Annotated in this window: 25 protein-coding genes, 1 tRNA gene and 1 pseudogene; 5 read left to right on the plus strand and 22 right to left on the minus strand. The window is 61.6% G+C overall.

Going from position 1 to position 23,391, the window contains the following annotated elements:
- Positions 1 to 331 precede the first annotated feature (331 nt).
- From IPM84_07330 to tatA, 7 genes and pseudogenes are all read right to left on the minus strand, one after another.
- Positions 332 to 1,081 (minus strand): phosphoribosylaminoimidazolesuccinocarboxamide synthase, encoded by a 750-nt coding sequence (locus tag IPM84_07330; GenBank protein MBK9092580.1) that lies wholly within the window; start codon positions 1,079 to 1,081, stop codon positions 332 to 334.
- Between the two features lie 196 nt (positions 1,082 to 1,277).
- The gene (purB, locus tag IPM84_07335) at positions 1,278 to 2,702 is read right to left on the minus strand and encodes an adenylosuccinate lyase (GenBank protein ID MBK9092581.1); all 1,425 of its coding nucleotides are present in this window, start codon (positions 2,700 to 2,702) and stop codon (positions 1,278 to 1,280) included.
- A pseudogene (locus tag IPM84_07340) lies at positions 2,699 to 3,965 on the minus strand (adenylosuccinate synthase). The gene purB and the pseudogene IPM84_07340 overlap by 4 nt, the downstream one beginning before the upstream one ends.
- A gap of 115 nt (positions 3,966 to 4,080) precedes the next feature.
- On the minus strand, positions 4,081 to 5,439 hold the full coding sequence (locus tag IPM84_07345) for a TrpB-like pyridoxal phosphate-dependent enzyme (protein ID MBK9092582.1): 1,359 nt from the start codon (positions 5,437 to 5,439) through the stop codon (positions 4,081 to 4,083).
- Between the two features lie 96 nt (positions 5,440 to 5,535).
- Positions 5,536 to 6,369: an endonuclease/exonuclease/phosphatase family protein gene (locus IPM84_07350; protein MBK9092583.1), complete on the minus strand. Its 834-nt coding sequence runs from the start codon at positions 6,367 to 6,369 to the stop codon at positions 5,536 to 5,538.
- A complete protein-coding gene (locus IPM84_07355; protein MBK9092584.1) occupies positions 6,354 to 7,127 on the minus strand; it encodes an endonuclease/exonuclease/phosphatase family protein in 774 nt (257 codons plus the stop codon). Before IPM84_07355 ends, IPM84_07350 begins: the two co-directional genes overlap by 16 nt.
- Positions 7,128 to 7,178: 51 nt before the next feature.
- A complete protein-coding gene (gene tatA, locus IPM84_07360) occupies positions 7,179 to 7,358 on the minus strand; it encodes a twin-arginine translocase TatA/TatE family subunit (protein ID MBK9092585.1) in 180 nt (59 codons plus the stop codon).
- A gap of 219 nt (positions 7,359 to 7,577) precedes the next feature.
- On the opposite strand from tatA, the gene IPM84_07365 reads away from it, so the two are divergent.
- From IPM84_07365 to tatC, 4 genes are read left to right on the plus strand one after another with little or no spacing between them, the layout of a single operon-like run.
- On the plus strand, positions 7,578 to 8,984 hold the full coding sequence (locus tag IPM84_07365; protein ID MBK9092586.1) for a lactate utilization protein: 1,407 nt from the start codon (positions 7,578 to 7,580) through the stop codon (positions 8,982 to 8,984).
- Positions 8,977 to 9,672 carry an LUD domain-containing protein gene (locus tag IPM84_07370; GenBank protein ID MBK9092587.1) on the plus strand — a complete coding sequence of 232 codons (696 nt, stop codon included), beginning with the start codon at positions 8,977 to 8,979 and terminating at the stop codon, positions 9,670 to 9,672. The genes IPM84_07365 and IPM84_07370 overlap by 8 nt, the downstream gene beginning before the upstream one ends.
- Positions 9,669 to 10,022 carry a twin-arginine translocase TatA/TatE family subunit gene (locus tag IPM84_07375; protein MBK9092588.1) on the plus strand — a complete coding sequence of 118 codons (354 nt, stop codon included), beginning with the start codon at positions 9,669 to 9,671 and terminating at the stop codon, positions 10,020 to 10,022. The genes IPM84_07370 and IPM84_07375 overlap by 4 nt, the downstream gene beginning before the upstream one ends.
- Positions 10,000 to 10,737, plus strand: a complete 738-nt coding sequence (tatC, locus tag IPM84_07380) for a twin-arginine translocase subunit TatC (GenBank protein MBK9092589.1) — start codon at positions 10,000 to 10,002, stop codon at positions 10,735 to 10,737. Before IPM84_07375 ends, tatC begins: the two co-directional genes overlap by 23 nt.
- 392 nt (positions 10,738 to 11,129) lie before the next feature.
- On the opposite strand, the gene IPM84_07385 is transcribed toward tatC, so the two are convergent.
- The 15 genes from IPM84_07385 to IPM84_07455 all read right to left on the minus strand — a co-directional run bounded on the left by IPM84_07385 (position 11,130) and on the right by IPM84_07455 (position 22,431).
- Positions 11,130 to 11,342: a DUF2283 domain-containing protein gene (locus IPM84_07385; protein ID MBK9092590.1), complete on the minus strand. Its 213-nt coding sequence runs from the start codon at positions 11,340 to 11,342 to the stop codon at positions 11,130 to 11,132.
- Complete coding sequence (locus tag IPM84_07390) at positions 11,330 to 11,644, minus strand: DUF4258 domain-containing protein (protein MBK9092591.1); 315 nt, start codon at positions 11,642 to 11,644, stop codon at positions 11,330 to 11,332. The genes IPM84_07385 and IPM84_07390 overlap by 13 nt, the downstream gene beginning before the upstream one ends.
- A 235-nt stretch (positions 11,645 to 11,879) precedes the next feature.
- Positions 11,880 to 12,173, minus strand: a complete 294-nt coding sequence (locus IPM84_07395; GenBank protein ID MBK9092592.1) for a helix-turn-helix domain-containing protein — start codon at positions 12,171 to 12,173, stop codon at positions 11,880 to 11,882.
- 718 nt (positions 12,174 to 12,891) lie between these two features.
- The gene (locus IPM84_07400; protein ID MBK9092593.1) at positions 12,892 to 13,368 is read right to left on the minus strand and encodes a hypothetical protein; all 477 of its coding nucleotides are present in this window, start codon (positions 13,366 to 13,368) and stop codon (positions 12,892 to 12,894) included.
- 553 nt (positions 13,369 to 13,921) lie between these two features.
- The gene (locus tag IPM84_07405) at positions 13,922 to 14,089 is read right to left on the minus strand and encodes a pentapeptide repeat-containing protein (GenBank protein MBK9092594.1); all 168 of its coding nucleotides are present in this window, start codon (positions 14,087 to 14,089) and stop codon (positions 13,922 to 13,924) included.
- Entirely contained in the window at positions 14,071 to 14,934 is an 864-nt protein-coding gene (locus IPM84_07410; GenBank protein ID MBK9092595.1) for a pentapeptide repeat-containing protein, read from the minus strand. Before IPM84_07410 ends, IPM84_07405 begins: the two co-directional genes overlap by 19 nt.
- A gap of 147 nt (positions 14,935 to 15,081) precedes the next feature.
- Positions 15,082 to 16,017, minus strand: a complete 936-nt coding sequence (locus IPM84_07415) for a pentapeptide repeat-containing protein (protein ID MBK9092596.1) — start codon at positions 16,015 to 16,017, stop codon at positions 15,082 to 15,084.
- The gene (locus tag IPM84_07420; GenBank protein MBK9092597.1) at positions 16,014 to 16,373 is read right to left on the minus strand and encodes a pentapeptide repeat-containing protein; all 360 of its coding nucleotides are present in this window, start codon (positions 16,371 to 16,373) and stop codon (positions 16,014 to 16,016) included. Before IPM84_07420 ends, IPM84_07415 begins: the two co-directional genes overlap by 4 nt.
- Positions 16,374 to 17,007: 634 nt before the next feature.
- On the minus strand, positions 17,008 to 17,229 hold the full coding sequence (locus IPM84_07425; protein ID MBK9092598.1) for a hypothetical protein: 222 nt from the start codon (positions 17,227 to 17,229) through the stop codon (positions 17,008 to 17,010).
- Positions 17,230 to 17,464: 235 nt separating this feature from the next.
- On the minus strand, positions 17,465 to 18,208 hold the full coding sequence (locus tag IPM84_07430) for an FRG domain-containing protein (protein ID MBK9092599.1): 744 nt from the start codon (positions 18,206 to 18,208) through the stop codon (positions 17,465 to 17,467).
- 153 nt (positions 18,209 to 18,361) lie between these two features.
- Entirely contained in the window at positions 18,362 to 18,862 is a 501-nt protein-coding gene (locus IPM84_07435; protein MBK9092600.1) for a hypothetical protein, read from the minus strand.
- A 386-nt stretch (positions 18,863 to 19,248) separates the two neighbouring features.
- Positions 19,249 to 19,320 (minus strand) — tRNA-Arg (locus IPM84_07440).
- Between the two features lie 64 nt (positions 19,321 to 19,384).
- Complete coding sequence (locus IPM84_07445; GenBank protein ID MBK9092601.1) at positions 19,385 to 20,566, minus strand: sigma-70 family RNA polymerase sigma factor; 1,182 nt, start codon at positions 20,564 to 20,566, stop codon at positions 19,385 to 19,387.
- A gap of 88 nt (positions 20,567 to 20,654) precedes the next feature.
- Positions 20,655 to 21,098: a hypothetical protein gene (locus IPM84_07450; protein MBK9092602.1), complete on the minus strand. Its 444-nt coding sequence runs from the start codon at positions 21,096 to 21,098 to the stop codon at positions 20,655 to 20,657.
- Positions 21,088 to 22,431, minus strand: coding sequence for a S1 RNA-binding domain-containing protein (locus IPM84_07455; GenBank protein ID MBK9092603.1), 1,344 nt, complete (start codon positions 22,429 to 22,431; stop codon positions 21,088 to 21,090). The genes IPM84_07450 and IPM84_07455 overlap by 11 nt, the downstream gene beginning before the upstream one ends.
- Before the next feature lie 351 nt (positions 22,432 to 22,782).
- Between IPM84_07455 and IPM84_07460 the strand changes: the two genes are divergently transcribed.
- Positions 22,783 to 23,346: a GNAT family N-acetyltransferase gene (locus IPM84_07460; GenBank protein MBK9092604.1), complete on the plus strand. Its 564-nt coding sequence runs from the start codon at positions 22,783 to 22,785 to the stop codon at positions 23,344 to 23,346.
- Positions 23,347 to 23,391: the final 45 nt, after the last annotated feature.

Below are 23,391 nucleotides of genomic sequence, written 5' to 3' on the forward strand. Positions count from 1 at the left end.
TTTCAAGCCCGGTCCATACGATCCAGCCATTCCAAATCCGAACGAGTTATTGACCACAAAAAGCACAGAGAGCACAGAGATGAAGCCAATTTGCGTCTGATCTGCCGCTTCTTTGTGTTCTCTGCGTTCCTTGTGGTTGAATAGAGTTTATGCACAATAAGAAGCCGTGTAACGGCATCCCTCCACCGCCCTTGAATCGTCCCAACTGCTGGGGCGTACACGCCATTTCAACGCACATTTCTTGATGTCAGTGGGGAAAAACCTTATTGGTCATAAACTCTAATGTGCGCTAAATTTGGCATTGCCGCATACGTATCGAACAGTCGCATGGCTAAAACCGGGCTGTCAGCGCGGCCACGGTCTCGTATTTCTCCATCAAGTCGGTCAGCCCCTTCTGCGTCACCACCTGCATGTTGCGATAGAGCTGCTTGTCGAGCATCTGCGCCTTGTCGCCGCCCGGCCAAAGGCGCCAGGAATCGTTGTCAATCACATCGGCCACCACCAGGTTGTCACTGCTGAAGCCGAGCAGGCGGCCGAACTCGATCTTCAGATCCACCAACTGGATGCCCAGCCTGGCCCAGGCCTGTTCCAGCAGCTCGAAGACCTGTCGGCCGGCTTGGATGAAGAGGTCCACCTCGACATCGCTGGCAATGTCGCTCTTGACGATCTCCAGACCCGAAATTTGCGGATCATGGCGTGCATCATCCTTGAGAGAAAACTCGACCAGCACCGGGTCGAAGCGATGGCCCTCGGCCGTATCGGGATGGCGCTTGAGATAGGAGCCAGTCGCCAGGCGGCGCATGACCACTTCGATGGGAATCATGGTGCAGCGGCGCACCAGGGTGACGTCCGCGGCCGGCGCGGAGACGAAATGGGTCGGCACCTCGTGTCGGTTCAGGTAGGCAAAGACGTTCGCGGTGGTCTGTCCCGCCACCTGCCCCTTCCCCTCGATGATGTTGCGCCGGGCGCCGTCGCCGGCCGTGATATTGTCCCTGTGAACCAGGTAGGCCAGGCTCGGATTATCCGGGTGTGCATACACAGCTTTCGTTTTGCCTTCGGCTAATTTCACGCCAAATTCCATGATCTCCTCCTCCGGTCGTTGCTTCTTTGCGTAAAATCGGCTACAATACGACTCGATGAATTCTTGTCAGGGGGACCGTAATGTCTATTCCCCTGCATGGCAGAGATGTCTTTGCGCAATGGCGCACCGAATTCGAACACTGGCAAGCGCTCGGTCTGCGACAGGTTCCCGCCTGTTGGATATTACCTCCCGTACTTCAGCCTGCATGACTGACCATTGCGTGTTGGCGGATCTTTGCCGCCAGCGCCCTGGCCCGCACCGGCGCGTCGCCGACGTAGTGCGACGCGTCGAGCAGGGTCTCGATCGTGTCTGGCGCCAGTAACGCCTGCAACTGCGCATCAGCCACGAGGCGTGCGGCCAGGGGATTGGGTTCGCCGCGCTGCACGGCCAGCCACGCGGCCAGGCTGTGTTCGCGAATCACTTCATGCAGCGTCTGGCGGTCACCGCCCGCCTTGACCGCTTCCATCAACAGCCGTTCGCTGGCCGCAAAGACGCCGTAGGTCGCCAGGTTGCGGGCGATGGCCGCTTCGTTAATCACCAGCCCTGTTAGCAAACGTAATGCCGTCTGCACAATCTCGTCTACGGCCAGGAACGCGTCGGGAAAGAGCACGCGCCGATTGGCCGAGTCGTCCAGCGTCCGTTCCAGCAAGCTGTGCGCGGCGTTGTCCCAGGCCACGCGCGGCAGCGCGGCCACGAAGCGCGCCAGGCTGTCAATTTTCTCCGCGTGGATCGGGTTGCGCTTGAAGGGCATGGCCGATGATCCCACCTGCTGACGTCCAAACGGCTCCGCCCATTCGCCCAGCGGCGGCGACTGCAGCAGGCGCAGATCAAAGGCAAATTTGTACAGGCTGCCGGCCAGCCCGGCCAGCGCGTTGAGCACCAGCCAATCCTGCTTGCGCGGGTAGGTCTGCGTCACTACGTCATACTCAGGCAGATCAAGGTCCGCCATGACGCGCGCCGAAAAATCGGCCGCGCTCATGCTGGCGCCGGTCAACAACTGTTCGTACGAGGCGGCCGTGCCCACCGCGCCGCGCAGACCCTTGCCGCGAATCCCCTGGCGCACGCGTAACAGCTCGTCCCAATCCGTCAGCAGATCCTGACCGGTCTGCGCCAGCCGGTAGCCCAGCGTGGTGGGTTCAGCCGGCTGCAGATGCGTGAACGCCATGCCGGGCAGATCGGCGTAGCGTTCGATCTGCCCGGCCAGGACAGACAGGCAGCGCCCCAGCCCGGCGATGATCAGATCCAGGGCCTGGCGCAGGCGCAGCGCCTCGACATTGTCCAGGATATCCATGCTGGTGGCGCCCAGGTGAATGATCGGCCCGCCCACGCTGCACTGTTCGGCGAACACCCGAATCTCGGCCATCAGGTCGTGCTGAATGATCGCTTCGATTTCCTGGGCGCGGCCGATGTCAATCTGATCCGCATGCGCCTCCAGGTCGGCCACCTGCGCGGCGGTGACCAGGCCGGCCGCCATCTGGCCGCGCGCCAGGGCCACCCACACACGGCGCAGCAGGCGGCGCTTGTGCTCCTCGGACCAGAGCTGGCGCATGGCCGGGCTGCCGTAACGCCAGGTGAAGGGCGAGATGAAGGTGTCGTGGGCAAAGACCAGATCAGCGCTCATACGGCAAAGATCTTGTCGCGTTCAGGGCTGACCGAGACCCAACGGATGGGGACGCCCGCCAGGTCTTGGATGCGGCGCAGATAGGCCTGTGCGGCCGCGGGCAGTTCGTCCCAGGAGCGGCAGTTGGTGGTGGGCGCCTGCCAGCCCGGCCATGATTCGTAGATTGGCTCGGCCTCTTGCAGGAGCGGGGTATCAGGCATGTAATCTATCATGCGTTCCCCGATCCGGTAGGCAACGCAGATCTTGAGCTCAGGCAGGGTGTCGAGCACATCGAGCTTGGTGATGGTCAGGTGGGTGAAGCCGTTGAGCCAGGCCGAATGGGCCAGGGCGACGCCGTCGAACCAACCGCAGCGCCGCGGGCGCCCGGTGGTGGCGCCGAACTCACGGCCGATCTCACGGATGGTTTGGCCGGTTTCATCGAACAGTTCTACCGGGAATGGCCCGGCGCCGACGCAGGTGGAGTAGGCCTTGACCACACCGATGATCTCATCGAGCGCGGTGGGCGGCAGGCCCGCGCCCACCGCGGCAAAGGAGGCCAGCGGATTGGAGGAGGTGACAAAGGGATAGGTTCCCCAGTCAATGTCGCGCATGATGCCGAGCTGACCCTCCAGCAAGATGAACTTGCCGGCCCGGTACAGGTCACGAATCATGGGTATGGTGTCCACGATGCGACCGTAGAGAGCTTCGTGCCAGGTCATGCACAGGTCATAGACATCATCCACGCTCCACGGCGGCTGGCCGTAGTGTTGCAGCACCTGATTCTTGTGCGGGAGAATCTGTTCCAGACGCTCGCGCAGCCAGGCCTGATGCTTGAGATCGCCCAGGCGCACGCCCCAGCGCGCGGCCTTGTCCGCGTAGGCCGGGCCGATGCCGCGCTTGGTGGTGCCGATGGCGCGGCCCCCGCGTGCCATCTCCTCCAGGCCGTCGAGCTCGACGGTGGTATGGCATGAGAATCTGCGCCCGGTCCGAAAGCCACAGGTTGCCCAGGTCAACCCCGGCGGCCGTCAGCTCGTGCATTTCGTCGAGCAACGCGGCCGGGTTGACAACGGTGCCGGTGCCGATGATGTTGACGGTGGCCGGGTTGAAGATGCCCGATGGCACCAGGTGCAGGCGAAAGGCGCCAAACTGATTGATGACAGTGTGACCGGCGTTGTCGCCACCCTGAAAACGAATCACGCAGGCGGCATCCTGGGCCAGGAAATCCACGACGCGGCCCTTTCCTTCATCGCCCCACTGCGCTCCCACGATGGCAACAACGGTCATGGTAAATCTCCTCTTGAGTCTCGGTATCTTGCAATCCGGCGGATTGCGTTACGGGGGGTGCAATCCGGCGGATTGCGTTACGGGGGGTGCAATCCGGCGGATTGCGTTACGGGAGTTATCCGACAACGGGCAGGTGCTGTAACGCCTCTGCCACCGCATCCGCCGGGTATTCGTAGTCAACCAGGTTGCCGGCCAGGTACTGGTCATAGGCGGTCATGTCGAAGAAGCCATGACCACTCAAATTGAAGACGATGACCCGTTCTTCGCCCTTGGCCTTGGCATCCAGGGCTTCGTCAATGGCCGCGACGATGGCATGGGCCGATTCGGGCGCAGGGATGATTCCTTCGGTGCGGGCAAACTTGACGGCGGCCGCAAAGACCGGGTTCTGGTGATAGGCCACCGGGGTGATGTCTCCGGTCGCCACCAGGGCCGAAATAAGCGGCGCCATGCCGTGGTAGCGCAGACCACCGGCGTGAATACCGGCCGGCATGAAGGTGTGACCCAACGTGAACATCTTGACCATCGGTGTCATGCCGACGGCGTCGCCGAAGTCGTAGGCGAATTTGCCCTTGGTCAGGCTGGGGCAGGCGGCCGGCTCCACGGCCAGAAAGCGCGTCTGGCGACCCTGGGTCAGGCGGTCCTGCAGGAAGGGGAAGGCCAGCCCGGCAAAGCTGCTGCCGCCGCCCACGCAGCCGATGACCACATCCGGGTAATCGCCAATGGCGGCCAGGGCCTGCTTGGCCTCCTGACCGATCACGGTTTGATGCAGGAGCACGTGGTTGAGCACCGAACCGAGCGCGTAGCGGGTGTCCGGATCGGACGCGGCCACTTCCACCGCCTCGGAGATGGCGATGCCCAGGCTGCCTGGCGAATCCGGGTGTTCAGCCAGGATGCTGCGACCCGCATGGGTGTCGGTGGATGGGCTGGCGACGACGCGCGCGCCCCAGGTATGCATCATCGAGCGCCGGTAGGGCTTCTGATGATAGCTCACCTTGACCATATAGACGAGACATTCCAGTCCGAAGAGCTGGCAGGCAAAGGCCAGGGACGAACCCCATTGCCCGGCGCCTGTTTCGGTACTGATACGTTTGACACCCTCTTTGGCGTTGTAATACGCCTGGGGCACAGCCGTATTCGGCTTGTGGCTGCCGGCCGGGCTGACGCCCTCGTACTTGTAGTAGATTTTGGCCGGCGTGCCGAGCGCTTTTTCCAGGCGCACGGCGCGCAGCAGGGGTGTGGGCCGCCAGAGTTTGTAAATCTCGCGAATTTCTTCGGGGATTGGGATGTAGCGCTCGGTGCTGACTTCCTGCAGAATCAGCTCCATCGGGAAGAGCGGCGCCAGATCGGCCGGCCCAATGGGCTGGCCGGTGCCTGGATGCAGCGGCGGCGCAAGCGGAGCCGGCAAATCGGCGACGATGTTGTACCAGTGCGTGGGGATATCCTTCTGGCTGAGCATGAAACGCGACTCGGACATAACTGAGAACCTCCTGGAATGATGATCGGACAGGTCGGATGCCTGTGGCGAATCGTGCGATCGGTGAATTGGTCCGGACGGCAGCGCTGGCGTCTCTCACCACGCAAACTCGGTCAACAGGGGGAAATGATCGGACGCCAGGCGGACATCATCGTCGTCCAGGCGGCGGCAAGCCGTGACCTGGTCGGCCAGGGGGCCGGCGGCCAGGCAGTAGTCAATGCGGATCTTCTCATGGGCGGTGCCGTAGGTTAGCCCAGTGCCTTGACCCGCACGTGCAAAACAGTCATGATAGCCGGCCTTCAACAGGCGCGGCAGGACCTGCATGCCGTCACGCACGAGGTGTGCGGCGATGGCGTCGGCCTGCAGATGGGCCACAGCATCTTCCTGGCCGACATAATCTGCAGGGGCGAGGGAATTGAGATCACCCAGGAGCAGATGCGAGCGGCCGCGATCGCGGCCGGCCCAAAGCAGCAGGGCCTGCACCTGGCCCATGCGCACGGCCTCGCTTTGGTGATCCAGGTGGGTCGCGTAGACCGTGAGTGAACGGCGGTCGGGCAGGAGCAGACGCGCTTCAAGCAGTACACGGGCGGGGTGTCCGGCCGGGGTGGTCAGCCGATGGCCGGCAAACGCCAGGATGGGATGGGGGCTGAGGATGGCATTGCCGAAAGCAGTCTGCGGGTCGTCGAAAGGGCCGGGGGGGAGGGTGGGGGCAAAAACAAAATTCATGCCGAGACGCGCGGCCAGGCGCGCCAACAGCGGTTGCGCAGCGTCCGGCTGGACGAATGGATGGTAGACTTCATTCAATGCCACCACGTCAAGCGCCGCCGCGTCGGTGGCAGCACCGGCGATGATACGTGCCAGGCGCTCCACATCGAACCGCCCGTCCATACCCTTCCAGCCGTGGATGTTGAACGCTAGTGCATGTAGCACGAGTGTAAATCCCACTCCAACAGTAGAGGCAGATGATCGGACGCGATGCGCGTCAGATAGTTATCGAGCACCTCGGCATAGACCAGGCGATTGGCCCAGCGCGTGGGCACGAAGGCGTAGTCAATGCGGAAGATGGGGCGGCGTGCCGGGAAGGTGGCGCCCAGACCACGGCCCACCTGGGCAAAGGCATCTACATAGCCGGCCTCACGCAGGTGGGTGAGGGTGGCGGGCACCCAGCGTTCCCGGCGCGGGGTGTGGGTGTTGAAGTCGCCAGCAATGAGATGCGGATACTGAAAATCACGGGCTTCGCGCAGCAGGCCGCGAATCTGCCACAGGCGCACCGCTTCCAGCGCATGATCCAGGTGCGTCACCCCAAAGGTGAACGCGTGTTGCAGTCCTTCGACGGCGATGTGCGCGAGAAGCATGGAGCGCTGTTGGGTGCCGGGCAGGCGCGGCAAGAGGTGGTTGTTGAAATCATGGATGGGGTGACGGCTGAGAATGGCGTTGCCTACCGGCCCGCGCCAATCCACGCCCTCGATGTGGCGGCTGCTGCTGCCAAAGGACCAGTGCATGCCGACCGCTTCTGCCAACTGCACCAAGGGGAACTCCAGATGCCCGCGCCGGCGCACAGGATGCACTACTTCGTTCATCGAAACCAGGTCGGTCTTGCTCTGTTCGATCACAGCCGCCAGGCGTTCGATGTCGGCGCGGCCATCGCGCCCGTTCCAGTGATGGATGTTATACGTCAGGATTTTCATGAGTGGATGGCCGAAACCTGGTGCGCCCTGGTTGCCGGGTAGCGCACTGAATCAGGAGGCCGACGGGTCTGGGGGTGTCTTCGTGATACTGTCATCGGTCCGATTTGCATTGCGAAACTCGGCCAGGCTGCGGCCGATCGCGCCACCGATCTCGGGGAGTTTGCCAACGCCAAAAAAGATGACAACAATGACCAGGATGATAATCAGTTCGAACGGGCCAAGTGATGGCATTGTCTTTTCCTTCGTACTTGTGATGATTCCCTGTGTACCAGGTTTTTCGACCACGACTCTACCCTCCCCAGAAGGTGGAGGCGTGAACGTGTCAGGGATATGTGTACCCTGCCTTGTGTGCTGGATTATAGCACGAATCCGATACGCCTACAAACAGGCAACAAGTTGCCATTCCCACCTCTTTAGACAACCAATCCGTGGCGTGGTATACTCTGGCGCATGTCACGCACACCGGTCTCCTTCGAAGCACGCAGCCACCAGACGCTGCACCTACACAGCCAACGCACCGCTCTCGTGCATACCACCGCCACCCTGGCGGCACGTCGTCGCGCCGGAATGGCGGCTGAACCGGCCTGGCACGAGTTGACCGCGCGCAGTCAGGCGGTGCGCAGGCAGACCCTGTCCAACCTGGGAACCTATTTGCAGCAATTGGAGAGCGCCCTGCAGGCACGCGGTAGCCAGGTGCTGTGGGCGCGCACCAGCGCTGAGGCGTGCCAGTTCATCGTTGACCTGGCGCGACGGTCGGGCGTGGGGCACGTTTTGCAGACCCAATCGGCCTTGCCCCTGGAAATTGGTCTGGCCGCTGCGTTGCAGGGCGCCGGTTTCACCCTGTCCCCCACGAACCAGGGCGAATTCCTGGCCGCGCTCTCCGGGCAGCGGCCAACACACCCCAATGCCGGTGCGGCTCATCTGCGCATTGACGACATGGTGCGTACGCTGCATGCCAGGCTCGACATGCCGGTGCTCCTCACTGCTGACGCAGCCAGCCACGTCATTCGCGGGCGTGTGCGCCAGGCGGCCCTGCAGAGCGGCCTGGCGGTGATGGGCATTGACCTGGCGGTGGCTGAAACGGGCACCCTGGCGCTGTTCAACGATCAGGGCGATGTACGGCTGACTGCGGCCCTGGCGCCGGTGCAGGTCGCGATCATGGGGCTGGAGCAGGTTGTGCCGACGCTGGATGACCTGTGGCTTCTGCAGCGCGTGCGGGCACGCAGCGCCAGCGGACGGGCAACCTCCACTTATGTGGAATTGCTCAGCGGCGCCGCGGCCACCGGTCGCGAATTCTACCTGATCCTGCTGGACAATGGGCGTTCACACCTGCTGACCGGCGCGGAGGCGGAGATGCTGGCGTGTATTCACTGCGGCGCGTGCCTGGACGTGTGCCCGGTTGCCCGTCGCGTCGGCAGTCAGCCCTACGCGTGGAGTTACCCCGGCCCGGTTGGCGCGGTGATGGCGCCCCTGCTCTTGTCAGCGGAATTCGGTGATGTGGCCGACGCCAGTACCCTGTGTGGCGCGTGCCGCTCGGTGTGCCCGGTGGGCATTGACTTACCCCGTCACCTGCTGGCCGCGCGTGAACGCCGCGCGGCCAGCGGTCGCGGGCAAGTCCGCGCGCCGGGTCGCCTGCTCGTGCGTACCCTGCATACGCCGGCGCGCTACGCGACCCTCAGCGCGATCAATCGCCTGGGCCGGCTCCTGGTGGGCGCACAGCAGACCCGCCGTTGGCTGGCTCCCTGGCTGTGGCGTTGGACCGCGGCGCGCAACCTGCCCGCGCCGGCCCCTGAGACATTCCGGCGACGTTGGGCACGGCAGCATGCCCCGGCCGCAGGTGCTGTGGCCAATGCCTGACGATGCTCGCCGCGCGATCCTGGCCGCGCTGGCCTCAGCGCCAACAGTGCCCTTGCCGCCCGCCCCCTGGCCGCAGACGCCGGCCGCGGCGACGGTGGATCGAGAGACCCTGTTGGCGGATTTCACGACCGCGGCGGCCGCGGCCGGCGCAACCATCACCTGTGAGTCGGGGGTTGCGGCAGCCCGGCTGGCCGTTCTCTCGTTCATACGCACGGCCGAGGTTCGCCAGGTGCTGGTGTGGGAACAGGACGACCTGCCGGTGCCAGGCTTGCTCGATGCGCTGCAGATGCTCGGCGTCGAGACATTGACGCCGTCAGCGGCTGCTGCACGCCAGCGGGCTGCGCTGCGACAGGACAAGCCTGTGAGCCTGGGCATCACGACTGGCCTGGCCGGCCTGGCCGACCAGGGTAGCATCATCGTTCGTTACCCGGCTGTGACCCACATGCTGGCGGTCATCTGGCCGCAGACGCAGATCATCCTGCTGCCGCTGGACCGCCTGGCGCTGTCATTTGCAGGGTGGCTGGCGGCGGCACGCCGACAAGGGCAATTGGCCGTCTGGCTGCAGGATGACATGACGATCATCAACGGGCCGAGCCTGAGCATGGATATTGAGCAGACACCGGTGTGGGGGGCGGCCGGCCCGGCACAGTTACGCATCTTTTTGATTGGCGAAGATCGAATCCTATGAACCTTTTTGGCATTGGTCCGTTCGAATTGGCCCTGGTGTTGATCCTGGCCCTGGTGTTTCTAGGCCCGGAGGAGTTACCCAAGGCTGCACGCGCCCTGGGCAAAGCGCTCTATCAACTCCAGCACATGACCGAACCGATCCGCGCCGAGGTGGCGCGGGCCATGCAACCGCTGGAAGAGGCGAAGCAGTCCATTGCCCAACCGCTGACCGATCTGCAGCAGCAGATCCAGCACCCGCTGACGCCGCGGCCGCCAGAGTCTGCGGTCAAGGTGACGACGGCCAATTCGCCGCAGACAACATCCGGTCCGGGAGTGGGTGACAACGCTGATGACCGTGCCGAACGACCGTGAAGCGGTGATGTCCTTCACGGGGCATCTCATGGATCTGCGGGCTCGTCTGATCAAAGCCGTGGCCAGTGTGCTCGTGGGTACGGTGTTGGGGACTATTTTTGCGCGTTCCTTTTTGACACTCCTCATCCTGCCGATGGGCGAGGCGCGACCGCAATCGTTGCGCCCAGCCGAAAATATCATCGTCTATTTCAAGGTCGCCTTGATCCTCGGCTTAGTGCTGGCCATGCCGGTCATCCTCTATCAGATCATCGCCTTCATCGTGCCAGGACTCACGCGCGGCGAAAGGCGCGCGCTTTATTTCGTCATTCCCGCCGCGACGCTTCTGTTTGCCATCGGGGTGGCCTTCTCATCGCTGGTCATGCTGCCCTTTTCCCTGAACTACCTGAGCAGCTTTCTCAGCGATTTGATCGAGCCCCAGTATTCGATTGACTATTACATCTCGTTCGTCTTCAATTTTGTCGTCTGGATCGGCCTGAGTTTCGAGACACCCCTCCTCATCGCGTTCATGGCGCGCCTGGGCGTTGTGAGTCCAACCCAATTGGGCGGCGGCCGGCGTTACGCCATTGTCATCCTGGCCCTGGTGGCAGCCATCATCACGCCCACGCCAGACCCGTTCAATATGACCCTGGTGATGGTGCCACTCTACATCCTGTATGAATTTGGGATCATCCTCGCGCGCTGGTTCTACCGCCCACGAAGCACGTATGGGGGATAACGCCGCGGTGAACTGGTTGACCGCCAGCCAGCCGTTGTTGTCCGGTGTGTCGAAGTCAGGCATTCCTCCCCATAATTTGCTCCGCAGCCGGCGTCCGCAGTTCGCCGGAGAGGAGCTTGGCAGCAGCGCGTCGCGCAGCGCGGCGAGGGTGCGGGACTCCTCGTTCCCGCAGTTCACACAACGCGCAAGCTCGCCTGCGAAGCGTTCAAAGTGTCCGAATAATTCTGCAGGCGGAAGAACCTGGTTGCTCATGGTCGCGAGATTTCGATTGAGCCCTGGCACCGCTGAGTCAGCCCCAAGCGAAGCAAGATCATGGGTTCGGACGAAGAACGTTTGTTAAACCGTAGCGTAAGGGCAGTCGGCTTCATCCCGTGTTAGGCCGCTCTGTATTATCACACAGCCAGCGTTTCAAATGCAACCCGCATCGGTTCAGGCGTTACAATCGAGAAATTCAGTTTCTCAAAACCAATAACGCGCCCGGTTTTGTTCTTCATCAAAACAACTTCATCACCTGTTTCTTCGCAAATGTACTCGTCTTGTGGGTCGCCAAACCAAACGGTAAGCGTGTTGCCTACTCGATCATAATACACTTTCACTTCGGCCATATCCGCACCCCCTCTTTAATCGCATCCGTTGGATAGGTCGTAATCAAAAACCCATCCCCATTCAATTGCCTGGCTACCGCACAAACCCATCGCCCTCTTCGTTCTGATGAGTAAAACAAGTATACATCCGGGTCACTCCGGCTCAGTCGAATTTCGTCTGGATTCTCTAGCGTATCTTTCACATCCAATTCGCGACTTGCCATCGCCGGGTGTTTGATCGTGATGATCAAGTGCCAGTAGGGGCGACTTACCCGCACGCGGAAGCCAAGTGGCGTCAGAGCTTCGAACAATAAATCGTTCATGGTTATCTCACTCATAGTCACTGGTGTTCTTTGTCACTTGCGTGTTCAATCGGCAACGCCTCTACATCGCTGCGACGCATACGGTTGCGACGGTCCACCGCGCGACCGGCGTAGCGTCAGGTGGAAGCCAATATCAGGCTCGTGATCCTTGGCCATGCCCGCCACCCTCTGCCAGCCCACGGACGGGCCCGCATGAGCGTCGTGCCAATGATCCTGTTATGCGGTCAGCTTTGCGTCAGGCGGGACGAACGACATCCCAAACTGCGTCTGGGTGCTTCGCCGCTACTTGGAGCAGAATTCGGGCCGGACCGTCAGGCGCACGACGTCCTTGTTCCCAATTGCGTAAGGTAGCAACGCTGATGCCGATCAGAGCGGCGAACTCGCTTTGTGAAAGCTTATAGCTGGCACGAATGTGCTTCACATCCGGGGCCGCGATGCTGAATTTTCGCGCGGGCGCCACTTCGCCGCGCAAGATAGCCCCGCCCTCACGGACACTGGCGACCAACTCCTCGAAAAGTTCGTCTTTCATCGGTATTCCTTTTCCACGATCGTCCGCAGCAGCTTGATCTGTGCCGCCGTCAGGTCATCACGTTCATTCTTGGGGTAGATGTCGTGCTGAAAGTCTGAAGCGAGTATACGCCAATGGCGTATATTTGTCAAACGTGGGTTATGTAGCAAAGGTCAGTTTAGCTGAACTGTCTCAGGCTTCATTGGCACAGTTGGGTCACGCCGATCTCTATCCGCCAAACTGGAAGGAGATCAGCAAGCGCATCCGTGCGCGGGCTGGTTGGAAGTGTGAGTTTTGCGGCGCGGAGAATTACAGGGCGCATCCTCGTACGGGGTCGAGGGTGGTGCTGACAGTGGCGCACCTGGGCCATGATCCGATGAATTGCTCTGAGGATAATCTGCGTGCGTTGTGCCAGGGTTGTCATTTGAGGTATGACGCCAGGCAGCACGCGGCCAATGCGGCGAGGACGCGAGGGCGGAAGCGGCTTGCGAGTGGGCAAGCGGAATTGCTGTAAAAAATGCCCTGGCGGAACCTATCCCCAGGGCTTTTTGATTGACGTTTGGGCTAACGGCATCGAGCTAAGCTGCCCAGTGGAAACTGGCAGATCCTCCCCCACTCTACGTCACGCCAGTAAGCTGGGCAAGCCCCACATTCGGCCCGGGCCGCCCGGTCAGCTTCAGCGAGTTGTTGGGCGGCCCCCTCCCTTGCCGCGACGCGTAGGACGACAGGGAGAGACACGCTAGAGGTCGTGGGCATACGCCTGGATGTCGGCCCGCGATGATAGAGCCCCGATCTGGTGGAGGGCAATCTTGATTATCGGGTCAAGCCGACCAAATATGGCCGTGTAGTCGTACGAATTCTTTCTCCAAAGGGTGGGATGGGCGAGCATCTTGTTGACCACCCAGCACGGACTGTCCTCCCTTGATCTACTACCATACTCGCGTTTGAGGGATTCAACGGTGGAAGCGAGCTCAGTGCTTTCAGACCATAGAGGGATTAGGTGCTCCAGGCGTATAGTGTCCTTCTCCGAGCCGCGACTGAGAATGATGTCCACGAGAACACGCGTATGCAGCAGGGCGCTCTCAACAAGAGCATTCATGAGGATTTGGTCGGGCTCTTTGGTGCCGACAATTCGTTGGTGTACGACGCGAGTGCAGACGTACATCTGGGCCTCGTAGAAGAAAACGACCCAAGGATCGTTTGCATTGGATGACATCTGGGAACCCCCTTGTTAGGGGTGCCGCTGCTGCCGCGGCGATCACGACGTGGCCGCCGAAAGCGGAATATAGGTTATGCGGCGGCAAACAAGACAGCATCGCACATTCCGTAACGGTCGAGCCGCCGTATAACCTGAGTTGAACTGAGCCGTCCGCAAAGACTGGCCGCCTAGGCTGTGACCGACACGCTTTACCGCCTATTATCTGACGAGCTGAACACCCGATGAGTTGATGACCGCGCTACCATCGTCGCGTTGCAGAATCAGGTACAAAGCCAGGCCGAGAAGATCACCGCCTTAGAGCAGCGCCTTGCAGAACTGGCAACCGCTACTTTCGGCAAGGATCGCTCAGGAACGTCATCTTAACGAGCCGCCTGCCACGTCTGCCTTGCCACCGCGGCCGTTGCCGCAGGTGCTGCCACCATGCTCCCCGTCAAGCCGCCGTCGTTGTGGCGCTGGCTGTTTGGTGGTTAGTCCTCGACGAAGATGCACCCCGCCCTTTGTGGGTCAAAGCCGTCAGGCCATTTCGTCTTGGGGTTGTACCAGGCTCCGCTCAGGTTTGCCCGCGCAGGTCGGCCCCGCTTAGGTAGGCATCGTACAGGTATGCCCTGCTCAGGTTGGCCCCGCTCAGGTTGGCCCGACGTAGGTTAGCCCTGCTCAGGTTGGCCCCGCTCAGGACGGCATCGCTCAGGTAGGCATCGCTCAGGTTGACCCCGTGCAGATCGGCTTCCGTACAGGTAGGCCCCCGCTTAGGACGGCATCGCTCAAGTCGGCATCGCGCAGGTCGGCCTCGTGCAGATCGGCCGCGCTCAGGTCGGCCTTGCGTAGGTCACGTCCTGCGGCGCCTTGGTTGATAATCTCCCAGACTAGTCGCCATTTGTCATCAATTTGAGTCTTGTCATCCAACTTGGTCCCTACCACGTCGGCCCATCTCAGATTGGCCCCGGTCAGGACGGCCTCGCTCAGGTCGGCGTCGAACAAGTAGGCCCAGGTCAGGTCGGCCCTGCTTAGGTTGGCCCCGCGCAGGTTGGCTTGGCTCAGGTCGGCCCAGGTCAGGACGACCTCGCTCAGGTCGGCCCCGTGCAGATCGGCCCCGAACAAGTAGGCCTCGCGCAGGTCGGCCTTACGCAGGTCACGTCCTGCGGCACCTTGGTTGATAATCTCCCAGACTAGTCGCCATTTGTCATCAATTTGAGTATTGTCATCCAACTTGGTCCCGATCAGGGCAGCCCCGCGCAGGTTGGCATCGCGCAAGTCGGCCCCGCGCAGGTTGGCATCGCGCAGATTGGCATCGCGCAAGTCGGCCCCGCTCAGGTCGGCCTCGCTCAGGTCGGCCTCGCGCAGATTGGCCTCGCGAAGGTTGGCCCCGCGCAGGTCGGTCTCTCGCAGGGCCGACCTGTGCAGGTCGGCCATAAAGCAATTAGGTGGACATCCAGCTGGCGGTGCCGATATCGGTTCCGGTATCGGTTCCGACGTCGGCGTCTGTGCTGGTCCCCCACAACCGACTAGGACTGCAACTGCTGCCCCTAAGCAGAGAGCCACCATTGCTGCTTTCGTTGTAAACATTTTTCCACCCAGGTCCTTTCGCGGTTGTTGGTCCAGGCCTCTGTGTCTGTCACCGTATTTTCGGGCAGGTTACGGCGCGCCGCCGATCACGCCCGCCGTTAGGCCGGCCAGGCCGCGCTCGTCGTAGTGGCGCTGGTTGTTTGACGGTTAATCCTCGACGAAGACGCAACCCGCCTTTTGTGGATCAAAGCCGTCAGGCCATTTGGTCTCGCTATTGTATTGGGCCCCGCGCAGGTCGGCCGCGCTTAGGACGGCCGCGCGCAGGACGGCCCCGTTCAGGTTGGCCCCACTCAGGTCGGCCCCGCGCAAGACGGCCCCGCTCAGGTCGGCATTGCGCAGGTTGGCCCCGCCCAGGACGGTCGCGCTCAGGTCAGCCTCGGTCAGGTTGGCCCCGGCCAGGTCGACTTTGCGCAGGTCACGTCCTGCGGCTCCTTGGTTAACAATCTCCCAGACCAGTCGCCATTTGTCCTCAATCTGAGTCTTTTCATCCAACTTGGCCTCGTGTAGGTAGGCCCAGCGCAGGTCTGCCCCGCGCAGGTCTGCCGCGCGCAGGTCTGCTGCGCCCAGGTCGGCCGCGCGCAGGTCTGCCGCGCGCAGGTCGGCATTGCGCAGGTCGGCCAAGACTAGGGCGGCCCCACTCAGGTTGGCTCCGCGCAGGTCACGTCCTGCGGCTCCTTGGTTAACAATCTCCCAGACCAGTCGCCATTTGCCCTCAATCTGAGTCTTTTCGTCCAACTTGGACCCGCGCAGGTCGGCCCAGCGCAGGTCGGCCGCGCGCAGGTCGGCCCCGCTCAGATCGACTCCGCTCAGTACGGCCGCGTTCAGGTCGGCCCCTCTCAGGACGGCGTTGCGCAGGTCGGCCCCGACCAAGGCGGCCCCGTTCAGGTTGGCCCCGGTCAGATCACGTCCTGCGGCTCCTTGGTTGACAATCTCCCAGACCAGTCGCCATTTGTCCTCAATCTGAGTCTTCTCATCCAACTTGGTCCCGAGCAGGAGGGCCCTGCTCAGGACGGCCCCGCGCAGGTCGGCCCCGCGCAGGTCGGCCCCGCGCAGGTCGGCCCCGCGCAGGTCGGCCCCGCTCAGGTCGGCCCGCTCAGCTCGGCCAAGACCAGGTTGGCCCCGTTCAGGTTGGCCCCGTTCAGGTCACGTCCCGCGGCTCCTTGGGTGACAATCTCCCAGACCAGTCGCCATTTGTCCTCAATCTGAGTCTTTTCATCCAACTTGGCCGCGCGCAGGTAGGCCCAGCGCAGGTCGGCCGTGCGCAAGTCGGCCCCGCGCAGGTCGGCCGCGCGCAGGTCGGCACCACTCAGGACGGCCCCGCGCAGGTCCGCATTGCGCAGGTCGGCCGCGCCCAGGTCGGCCCCACTCAGGACGGCATTGACTAGGTTGGCCCTCATGCAATTAGGTGGACATCCAGCTGGCAGTGTCGATATCGGCATCGGTCCCGCAGCGGTCGGTGTTGATATCGGTCCTGATGTCGGTTCCGGTATCGGTGTCAGTTTCGGTATCGATCTCAGTGTCGATATCGGTGTCGGTTCCGGTATTGATGGCGGTTCCGGCGTCTGTGCTGCTCTCCCGCAACCGACTAGGACTACAACTGCCGCCCCTAGGCAGAGCGCCACCATTGCTGTTTTCGTTGTGAACATACCACCCAGGTCCTTTCGCGGTTGTTGATCCATGCTTCTATGCCTGCCATCGCATTTTCGGGTAGGTCACGGCGCGCCGCCAATCACGCCCACATTTAGGCCGGCATGACTTCCCGCCATCTGTCCCAGGGCAAGCATTTCAATATCGCTCGTCTTCATTGTGGAGCATATCGCCCGGACACATCGACGTATGGAGCAGGCTAAGTGACAGAATGTACTCTCGCGCTTACCCAGTGGGAGACCACTTCTCAGCCTGCATCAGCCAATACGCGCCATCCTGGTCGTCTGCTATCACTTCCCGTACCTATACATGAGTTTGCGTCAGGTCGGCCCAGGTGAAAGGGGGATTACTCTCCTGACAGGTTCTGCCGTCAGTAAAACACCTGGTACTTCAGTAAGCCCTTGTTAGCTGGCGCTCCGCGCATAATCAACGCTGATCCCGTCGTTCTTCGACGGCGCGTGCCCAGAACCGAAGCCCGCCGTTCGTGGCTTCGAAGTCGTTGACGTGAACGCCGAGCCCCTCGAGCCTGCGATGCCGAACGTCCTCGATGACCATTCCGTGCGTCGCCTGCGCACCTTCCTCCAGGGTAAGCTGTTGCGGCGACCAGAACCGGAGCACTCGTTGCTCGCGGTCTCGTTGCAGCGTCAAATCAAGAAAGGGCTCGTCCTCGTTGTCAGTTGCAGGTTGAGGCCAACAACATCGTATTCCCATGTCCGCGGGAGGATAGGATGCTCGGGATCTCTTATCATTCGCGCCTCCTGCTATCGGAAGATTGTCCCGCTAACGTGTGGCCGTTCAGCGGCGGGCGAAACCCGTCCGCTGCAGCGGCAGGTTAGGCGGGCCGTTGCGTAGAGCGCAATGCCGGTCTTTGCAGCCGGAGGGGTCATGGAACTTGGGTTGCCCAGGCTAAGTCCAGCGCAGCGGCCGCAAACCCATGCATGCCGGGAAAGACGGCAACTCCGTCAACGCCCCGTCGTGCGAGTTCATTCAGAAGATCGCTTGCTTTAGAGGCCGGTAGTTCCAAGCGGATGCAGCGTGAGTCCAGACGGTCGGTCACGTTCTCGTCTGGGCGATTGACCTCCTCCTCATACTGGTCGCGCCAGTAATCTCTGCAAGTCCAATCGTGTTTGATGAGGACGCCATGCTGGGCTACGAGGTTCTCGTTACCCCCACTGGGCAGACTAGGGATGACAGTTTCTCCGATTTTATGAGACATGCTTGTTATGCCGGCGATCGCGAATACCGCCATGGGACTCCCAGTCCATCGCTCCAGCGCGCCCGAACCAGCAAAGTAGGCTGCGACGAGAGGAGAACGCGACCAATCGAGCATTCTTGTAGGAGCACCGTAATGCTGAGCCACTGCCAGGAGATAGTCGTCGTTTGACAGCAGCCTCTCAGGCAGGGTCGAACGCATTCCCAAGCAGCCTCGAAGGCCGTCTAGCAGGGCGCGCTCAAAGGCCTGTTCGGCCTGTTCGTCGCCCAATAGCCCTCGAAACAACGAAGGAACGAGCCGCCAGGACGCGTTGGCTTGTCCACGGAAGTACCAAGGTCCCGACGATCCCACGCTCTGGAGAGCGTGAAGCATGCCAATGAAAGCTATCGGATCCGTGTATTTTGTTACTGGCACGAGATGTTCTCCGTCTAACGGTCAGAGTTCACCTGCGGCTACACCAGCGAGCCTCCCGCGGCCCACAGCGCGACTGGCGCAGTCGTCAAGTGGAAGCCACTGTTAGGCCCGTGGCCCCGAACCGTGCCCTGTGCCGCCGAGCCCACAGTGGGCTTATTCCCTTTTGCGCTGCGCCGGTTTGGCGCGACGGCGCTTGGGTGACTTGGCTTGCACCTGCGACAACAACTCGGCATCCAGCAAGTCTTGGGGGCGTCCCGCGGCTCGCTTGGCCATGATGAGGTCGTCGCGCCCGATGAAAGCTACCTCTAGACCGTCGAAGTCCACGGTCATACGTTTGGGCCAGGCTTCCTCGAAGGTTACACCAGGGATGCCCATCAGGATAGCGACCCGTACAGGCGGCACACCCATCTGGTAGAAATAGCCTTCCTGGGCAAAATCGGCTTCAGACAAGTCCGCCAAAGGCGCGCCGAATTCGCGCAGCGCATCGTAGACGGCCTTGGCGTTGGCGGCGTCGGTGCTGATCCACAGATCCAGGTCCTTGGTGTAACGTGGTTCGGCGTACTGGATGAGGGCATAGCCGCCGATGACGAGATACCTAACCTGGTTGGCGTTGAAAAGACTCAACAGATCGCTGAAGTCGGAGTTGACGAACATCGCCGCCTTTGATCCTATACGCATGCGCAATCAACTCCCAGGCAGCGTCAAAGCGCGCCTGGGCTGGTTGGTCTTGCCAGAACTTCAGATCGAATGACCGATCAAGTTCTGCCAGCTTGCCATATCGTTCGACAAATCCCGTTCTCATCGCTCGCTCATGTTAGTTCTTTTTCTGATGTGTACTGATTTGCCTGCATGCTTGAAGGCACCTAGAGAGAAGCCAGAGTGTGCTAGGCTACTGGCGCAGTGGGCAGTAGGCAGTGACAAAAGAAGCAGGATAGAAAAACAGCGCCCTAACTTGGAAGTGGCGGCGCTGTTTTCCTTTCTATTTTGCCCAATCCATTGTTGTCTCGTCGCGGAACTTTAACAACTTGGAGTATAGCAAGTACCCCCAGCAGGACTCGAACCTGCGCTTTCGGCTTCGGAGGCCGACGCTCTATCCTCTGAGCTATGAGGGCGGGTACAGGTCAAGTGTAGCACACCTGCCTGCTTTTGGCAATCAGCACGCCGGTGTGCTGTTGATTACTCCAGGTAATCGCGCAGCAGGCGACTGCGGCAGGGGTGACGCAGGCGGTTGAGGGCCTGCGCTTCGATCTGGCGAATACGCTCGCGCGTCAGCCCCATCTTGCGTCCCACTTCTTCCAGGGTGTACGTGCGCCCATTGTGCAGTCCGTAGCGCAGGCGCAGGATGCGTGCTTCACGCGGCGGCAAGGTAATGAGAACTTGCTCCATGCGCTCACGCAGCAGCGAATCCATCACCGCATCGGCCGGTTGGATTGATTCGGTGTCCTCGATCAGCGTCCCCAGCTCGCGCTCTTCCTCTTCACCCACTGGCTGCTCCAGTGATGTCGGATGCCGTGACACCTTCAGCAGCCAGCGCACCCGTTCTGGGGTGGTGTTCAGAATACCCGCAATTTCCTCTGACGTGCCGGTGCGCCCGTAGGTCTGCTCAGCTTCTTGCAGGACACGGTATAACTGGCGCACCTTGTCTCCCATGTGTACCGGTAGACGAATGGTGCGCCCCTGGTCAGCCACCGCACGGCTAATGGCCTGCCGAATCCACCACGTGGCATAGGTGCTGAACTTGAAGCCGCGGTGGTAGTCGAACTTCTCCACGGCTCGCATCAGGCCCAGGTTGCCTTCCTGGATCAGATCCAGAAACGGGACGCCCTGGCCCATGTAGCGCTTGGCAATGCTGATGACCAGGCGGGTGTTGGCCTGAATCAGCCGCGCTCGTGCCTGCTCCCCTTCCTCCACCCGTGAGCACAACTGCCGACGTTTGAGAACCGGCAAAGACTCAGGTCGGGTCAGACGCTGCTGCGCCAGGCGACCTGACTCCACCGCGCGTGCCAGCATCATCTCTTCTTCAGCCGTCAGCAGTGGCTCCTTGCTCATCTCGCGGAAGTAAAGATCGGTAATGTCCCCGGCGCCCAAATTGGCAAAAACATCGGCCACGGACGCGCCGTGCTCACTCCCCTGCACGGCACTCGTGTCGCCGCCGGTGCTCTCGAGCGCCACCATCACCTCATCTTCCGTCTCGTAAACCGGCAGATTCTCCTCTTGTAGCTGCGCAAACAGCGTCTCTAACTCAAGCACCTTGCTTTCTGCATTCGGTACCAAACTGAGGATGTCGTCGTAGGTTAAGTAACCTTGCGTCCGCGCTTGTCTGATCAGTCTTGCCAACGTTTCCTCGACGATGCGCATCCTATCTTTCATGTCACCATCCTTACAGACCTTTGTTGCTGGTGTGTCATTTGGCTGGTGGGCGATACCGGCCGTTGGCCCCGTATCCTTACGGGCTGGTCGAGCGGTTCCAAATCGTGTACGTATAGATAAAGACCTTACGCTCGGGCGACTTATCCGTTTCCTCCTGAGTGACAATGGGCGCGGCCGCGGGACGTTGGGCAATCGCTGGCGCAGGGGGTGACGATCGCGCGGCGCCGGCTGCGACCGGTGTCGTTGAAACCGGCCGCGGGGCATGCGTGATGATGCGCTCCCGCCGCCGATGCGGGGGGCCATTCTTACCTTCAGGCCCATTCTCACGGCGCGTCTCGGCGCGGGGTGCTCTTTCAGCAGAGCGGCCTGGCTGGCGTTCGACAGGGCGGGGTGTTTTGTTACGCCGTGGTTCAGGCTGTGCCGTCTTGTCGGCCGGCCGGTCAGCCTGCCGCTGGCCGTGTCCTGGCGCCTCGTCCCGCGCTGATGGCGCCCGGCTTGCGGGCGGTGGTTTACCCGTCATGGGTATCTTCCTCTGTGTTAGTTGCAGCGCCCGGCGCTTCGATCCACTGCGGCGCCTGGCGCAGGCTCAGCGACACCCGCTCGTGCTCACGGTCAATGGCCAGCACCCGCATGGTGTAATCCTGACCGCGCTGCACGACCTGGCGCGGATGTTCAATGTAGTCATCGCTCAGTTCCGAGATGTGAACCAGCCCTTCTACGCCTGGCTCGACAGTGGCGAAGGCCCCAAAACTGACCAGGTTCGTGATACGGGCCGTGATGAGCTGGCCTGGATGATAACGAGCCTCGATGTCCGCCCACGGATCGGCCTGCGTATGCTTCAGGCTGAGACCCACACGCCCGCGCTCGCGTTCCACACGAATCACTTCCAGCACCAGTTCCTGCCCAACCTTGACGACCTCGCGGGGATGTTTGATCCGTTTCCGGGTCAACTCGCTGAGATGCACCAGGCCATCGGCGCCGCCAATGTCCACGAAAACGCCAAAACTGGTCAGGCTGCGCACACGGCCTGTCACCCGCTGTCCAACCTGCAGCTCGCCCAAGATATGATCGCGCTGCTTATCGCGCCAGGCCCGTTCGGCCAGGCGTTCAGACAACACCAGGCGCCGGCGCTTGCGTTGCACCTCGATGATCCGTACTGGGATCATCTTGCCCACCAGTTTACTCAGTTCATTCTGCTGCTGCTCCGCATCCATCTCAGGCTGAATCGTGCTGAGGTGCGAGTTAGGGATGAAGCCCCGCAGACGCCCCAGGGTGATGGTGACCCCGCCCAGGTTATAGCCGGTGACCCGCGTCTCGAAGACCTCCTGCGCATCCATCAGTTCCTGCGCATGAGTCCAGTCTTCGTCGGCCGCCGCCTGATTACCCGGCTCGCCGCCTGGTTCGCTCGCCTGCTGCACAGCCACCGGCGCCGGGTCAGTCAACCCCGCCTCCACTTCCACAGCTCCCGCGGCGGCCAGTGCCCAGATAGACGGTCGTCGCTGCTGCCGCGTCCGGATATCCAGGAGTGGCTGGTCAGGGTCGGCCAGGGCCGTCATGGCTGCGCGTAGCTCAGCACGCGTCGCGCCGTCCAGGTTTTCGACCGGTAGTAGCGCAGCCTCTGGCGCAGCCTCTGGCGCAGCCTCTGGCGCAGCCTCTGGCGCAGCCTCTGGCGCAGCCTCTGGCGCAGCCTCTGGCGCAGCCTCTGGCGCAGCCTCTGGCGCAGCCTCTGGCGCAGTTGTCGAATCGGCAACCGCAGTGCCGGTCGAATCGGCCGGCGCCGCGGCAACCGTCACGTTATCCGCCGGCTCGACGCCCTCATTCTGTTCGGTCTGGATCAGATTTGAATCACTCATAACTGGTATGAGCTCCTTACAGCCCTCTACAACCTACCCTGTGTCGCTTGGCCCATGCGCTTTGCTCAATGGTGTCTGCCGAAAATTGACTTAGCCATACCTGACGGCGGTAGTTGGATCGGGCGATGATGTACGATGCGTGTGGTCATGTTGGAGCATTGATTGACACCCACAAAATGCGTCCAGGAAACAAGCCCCACCATTTTAGCATGAGTTGCAAAAAATGTCAAGGGTTGCCGGTTTCGATATTTGGTTTACTGGCGCCTCAGGACGTTGCAGAATTGGGCATCTTGATGTATGATTCATGCAGTAAGCTTGGCTCGAGGTGGATTGGGAGGGAAAAACAACCGAATGGAAACTTTTACGACACGCAATGGCCAGTGGTTGACCGTGCGACCCTTGACGGAAGACGATGCACCTTTGCTGGTGGACCTCTTCCGTCGCCTATCGCCCAACTCACGTTATCAGCGCTTCCATATTCCCATGGAGCACGTGAGTGACGAAACAATCTGGCAGGGTGCGTCCGATATGGCACATGTAGACCAGATCAATCAGGTGGCGCTGATCGCTCTGCTTGCCAGCGACGAGGGTGAGCAGGTCGCCATTGCCGTGGCGCGCGCGCATCGTCAGCCCGGCGGCACAGAGGCCGAGGCGGCCATCGTTGTGCGCGACGATTTTCAGAGCCAGGGCGTGGGCCGGCAGATGCTCGGGTACCTGGTCAACGCGGCGGTGGCTGTGGGCATCACCACTTTCAAGGGCTACGTCCAGGCCGACAACCACCAGATGCTGCATCTTCTGCAAACCATCGGTCTTCAATATTCTCAACACATCGAGCACGCCGAAACCTACGTGCTGATCCAGTTGCATGAGGTGCCTGCAAAAGGCAGTGCAGGAGCAGTTCCTCCCCGCAGGTAGTCACCAGGGCACGCCGCGCCAGCCCTGGTTGGCCTGGCCGCCGAA

The organism is Candidatus Amarolinea dominans, assembly GCA_016719785.1.
Taxonomy (GTDB): Bacteria; Chloroflexota; Anaerolineae; order SSC4; family Amarolineaceae; genus Amarolinea; species Amarolinea dominans.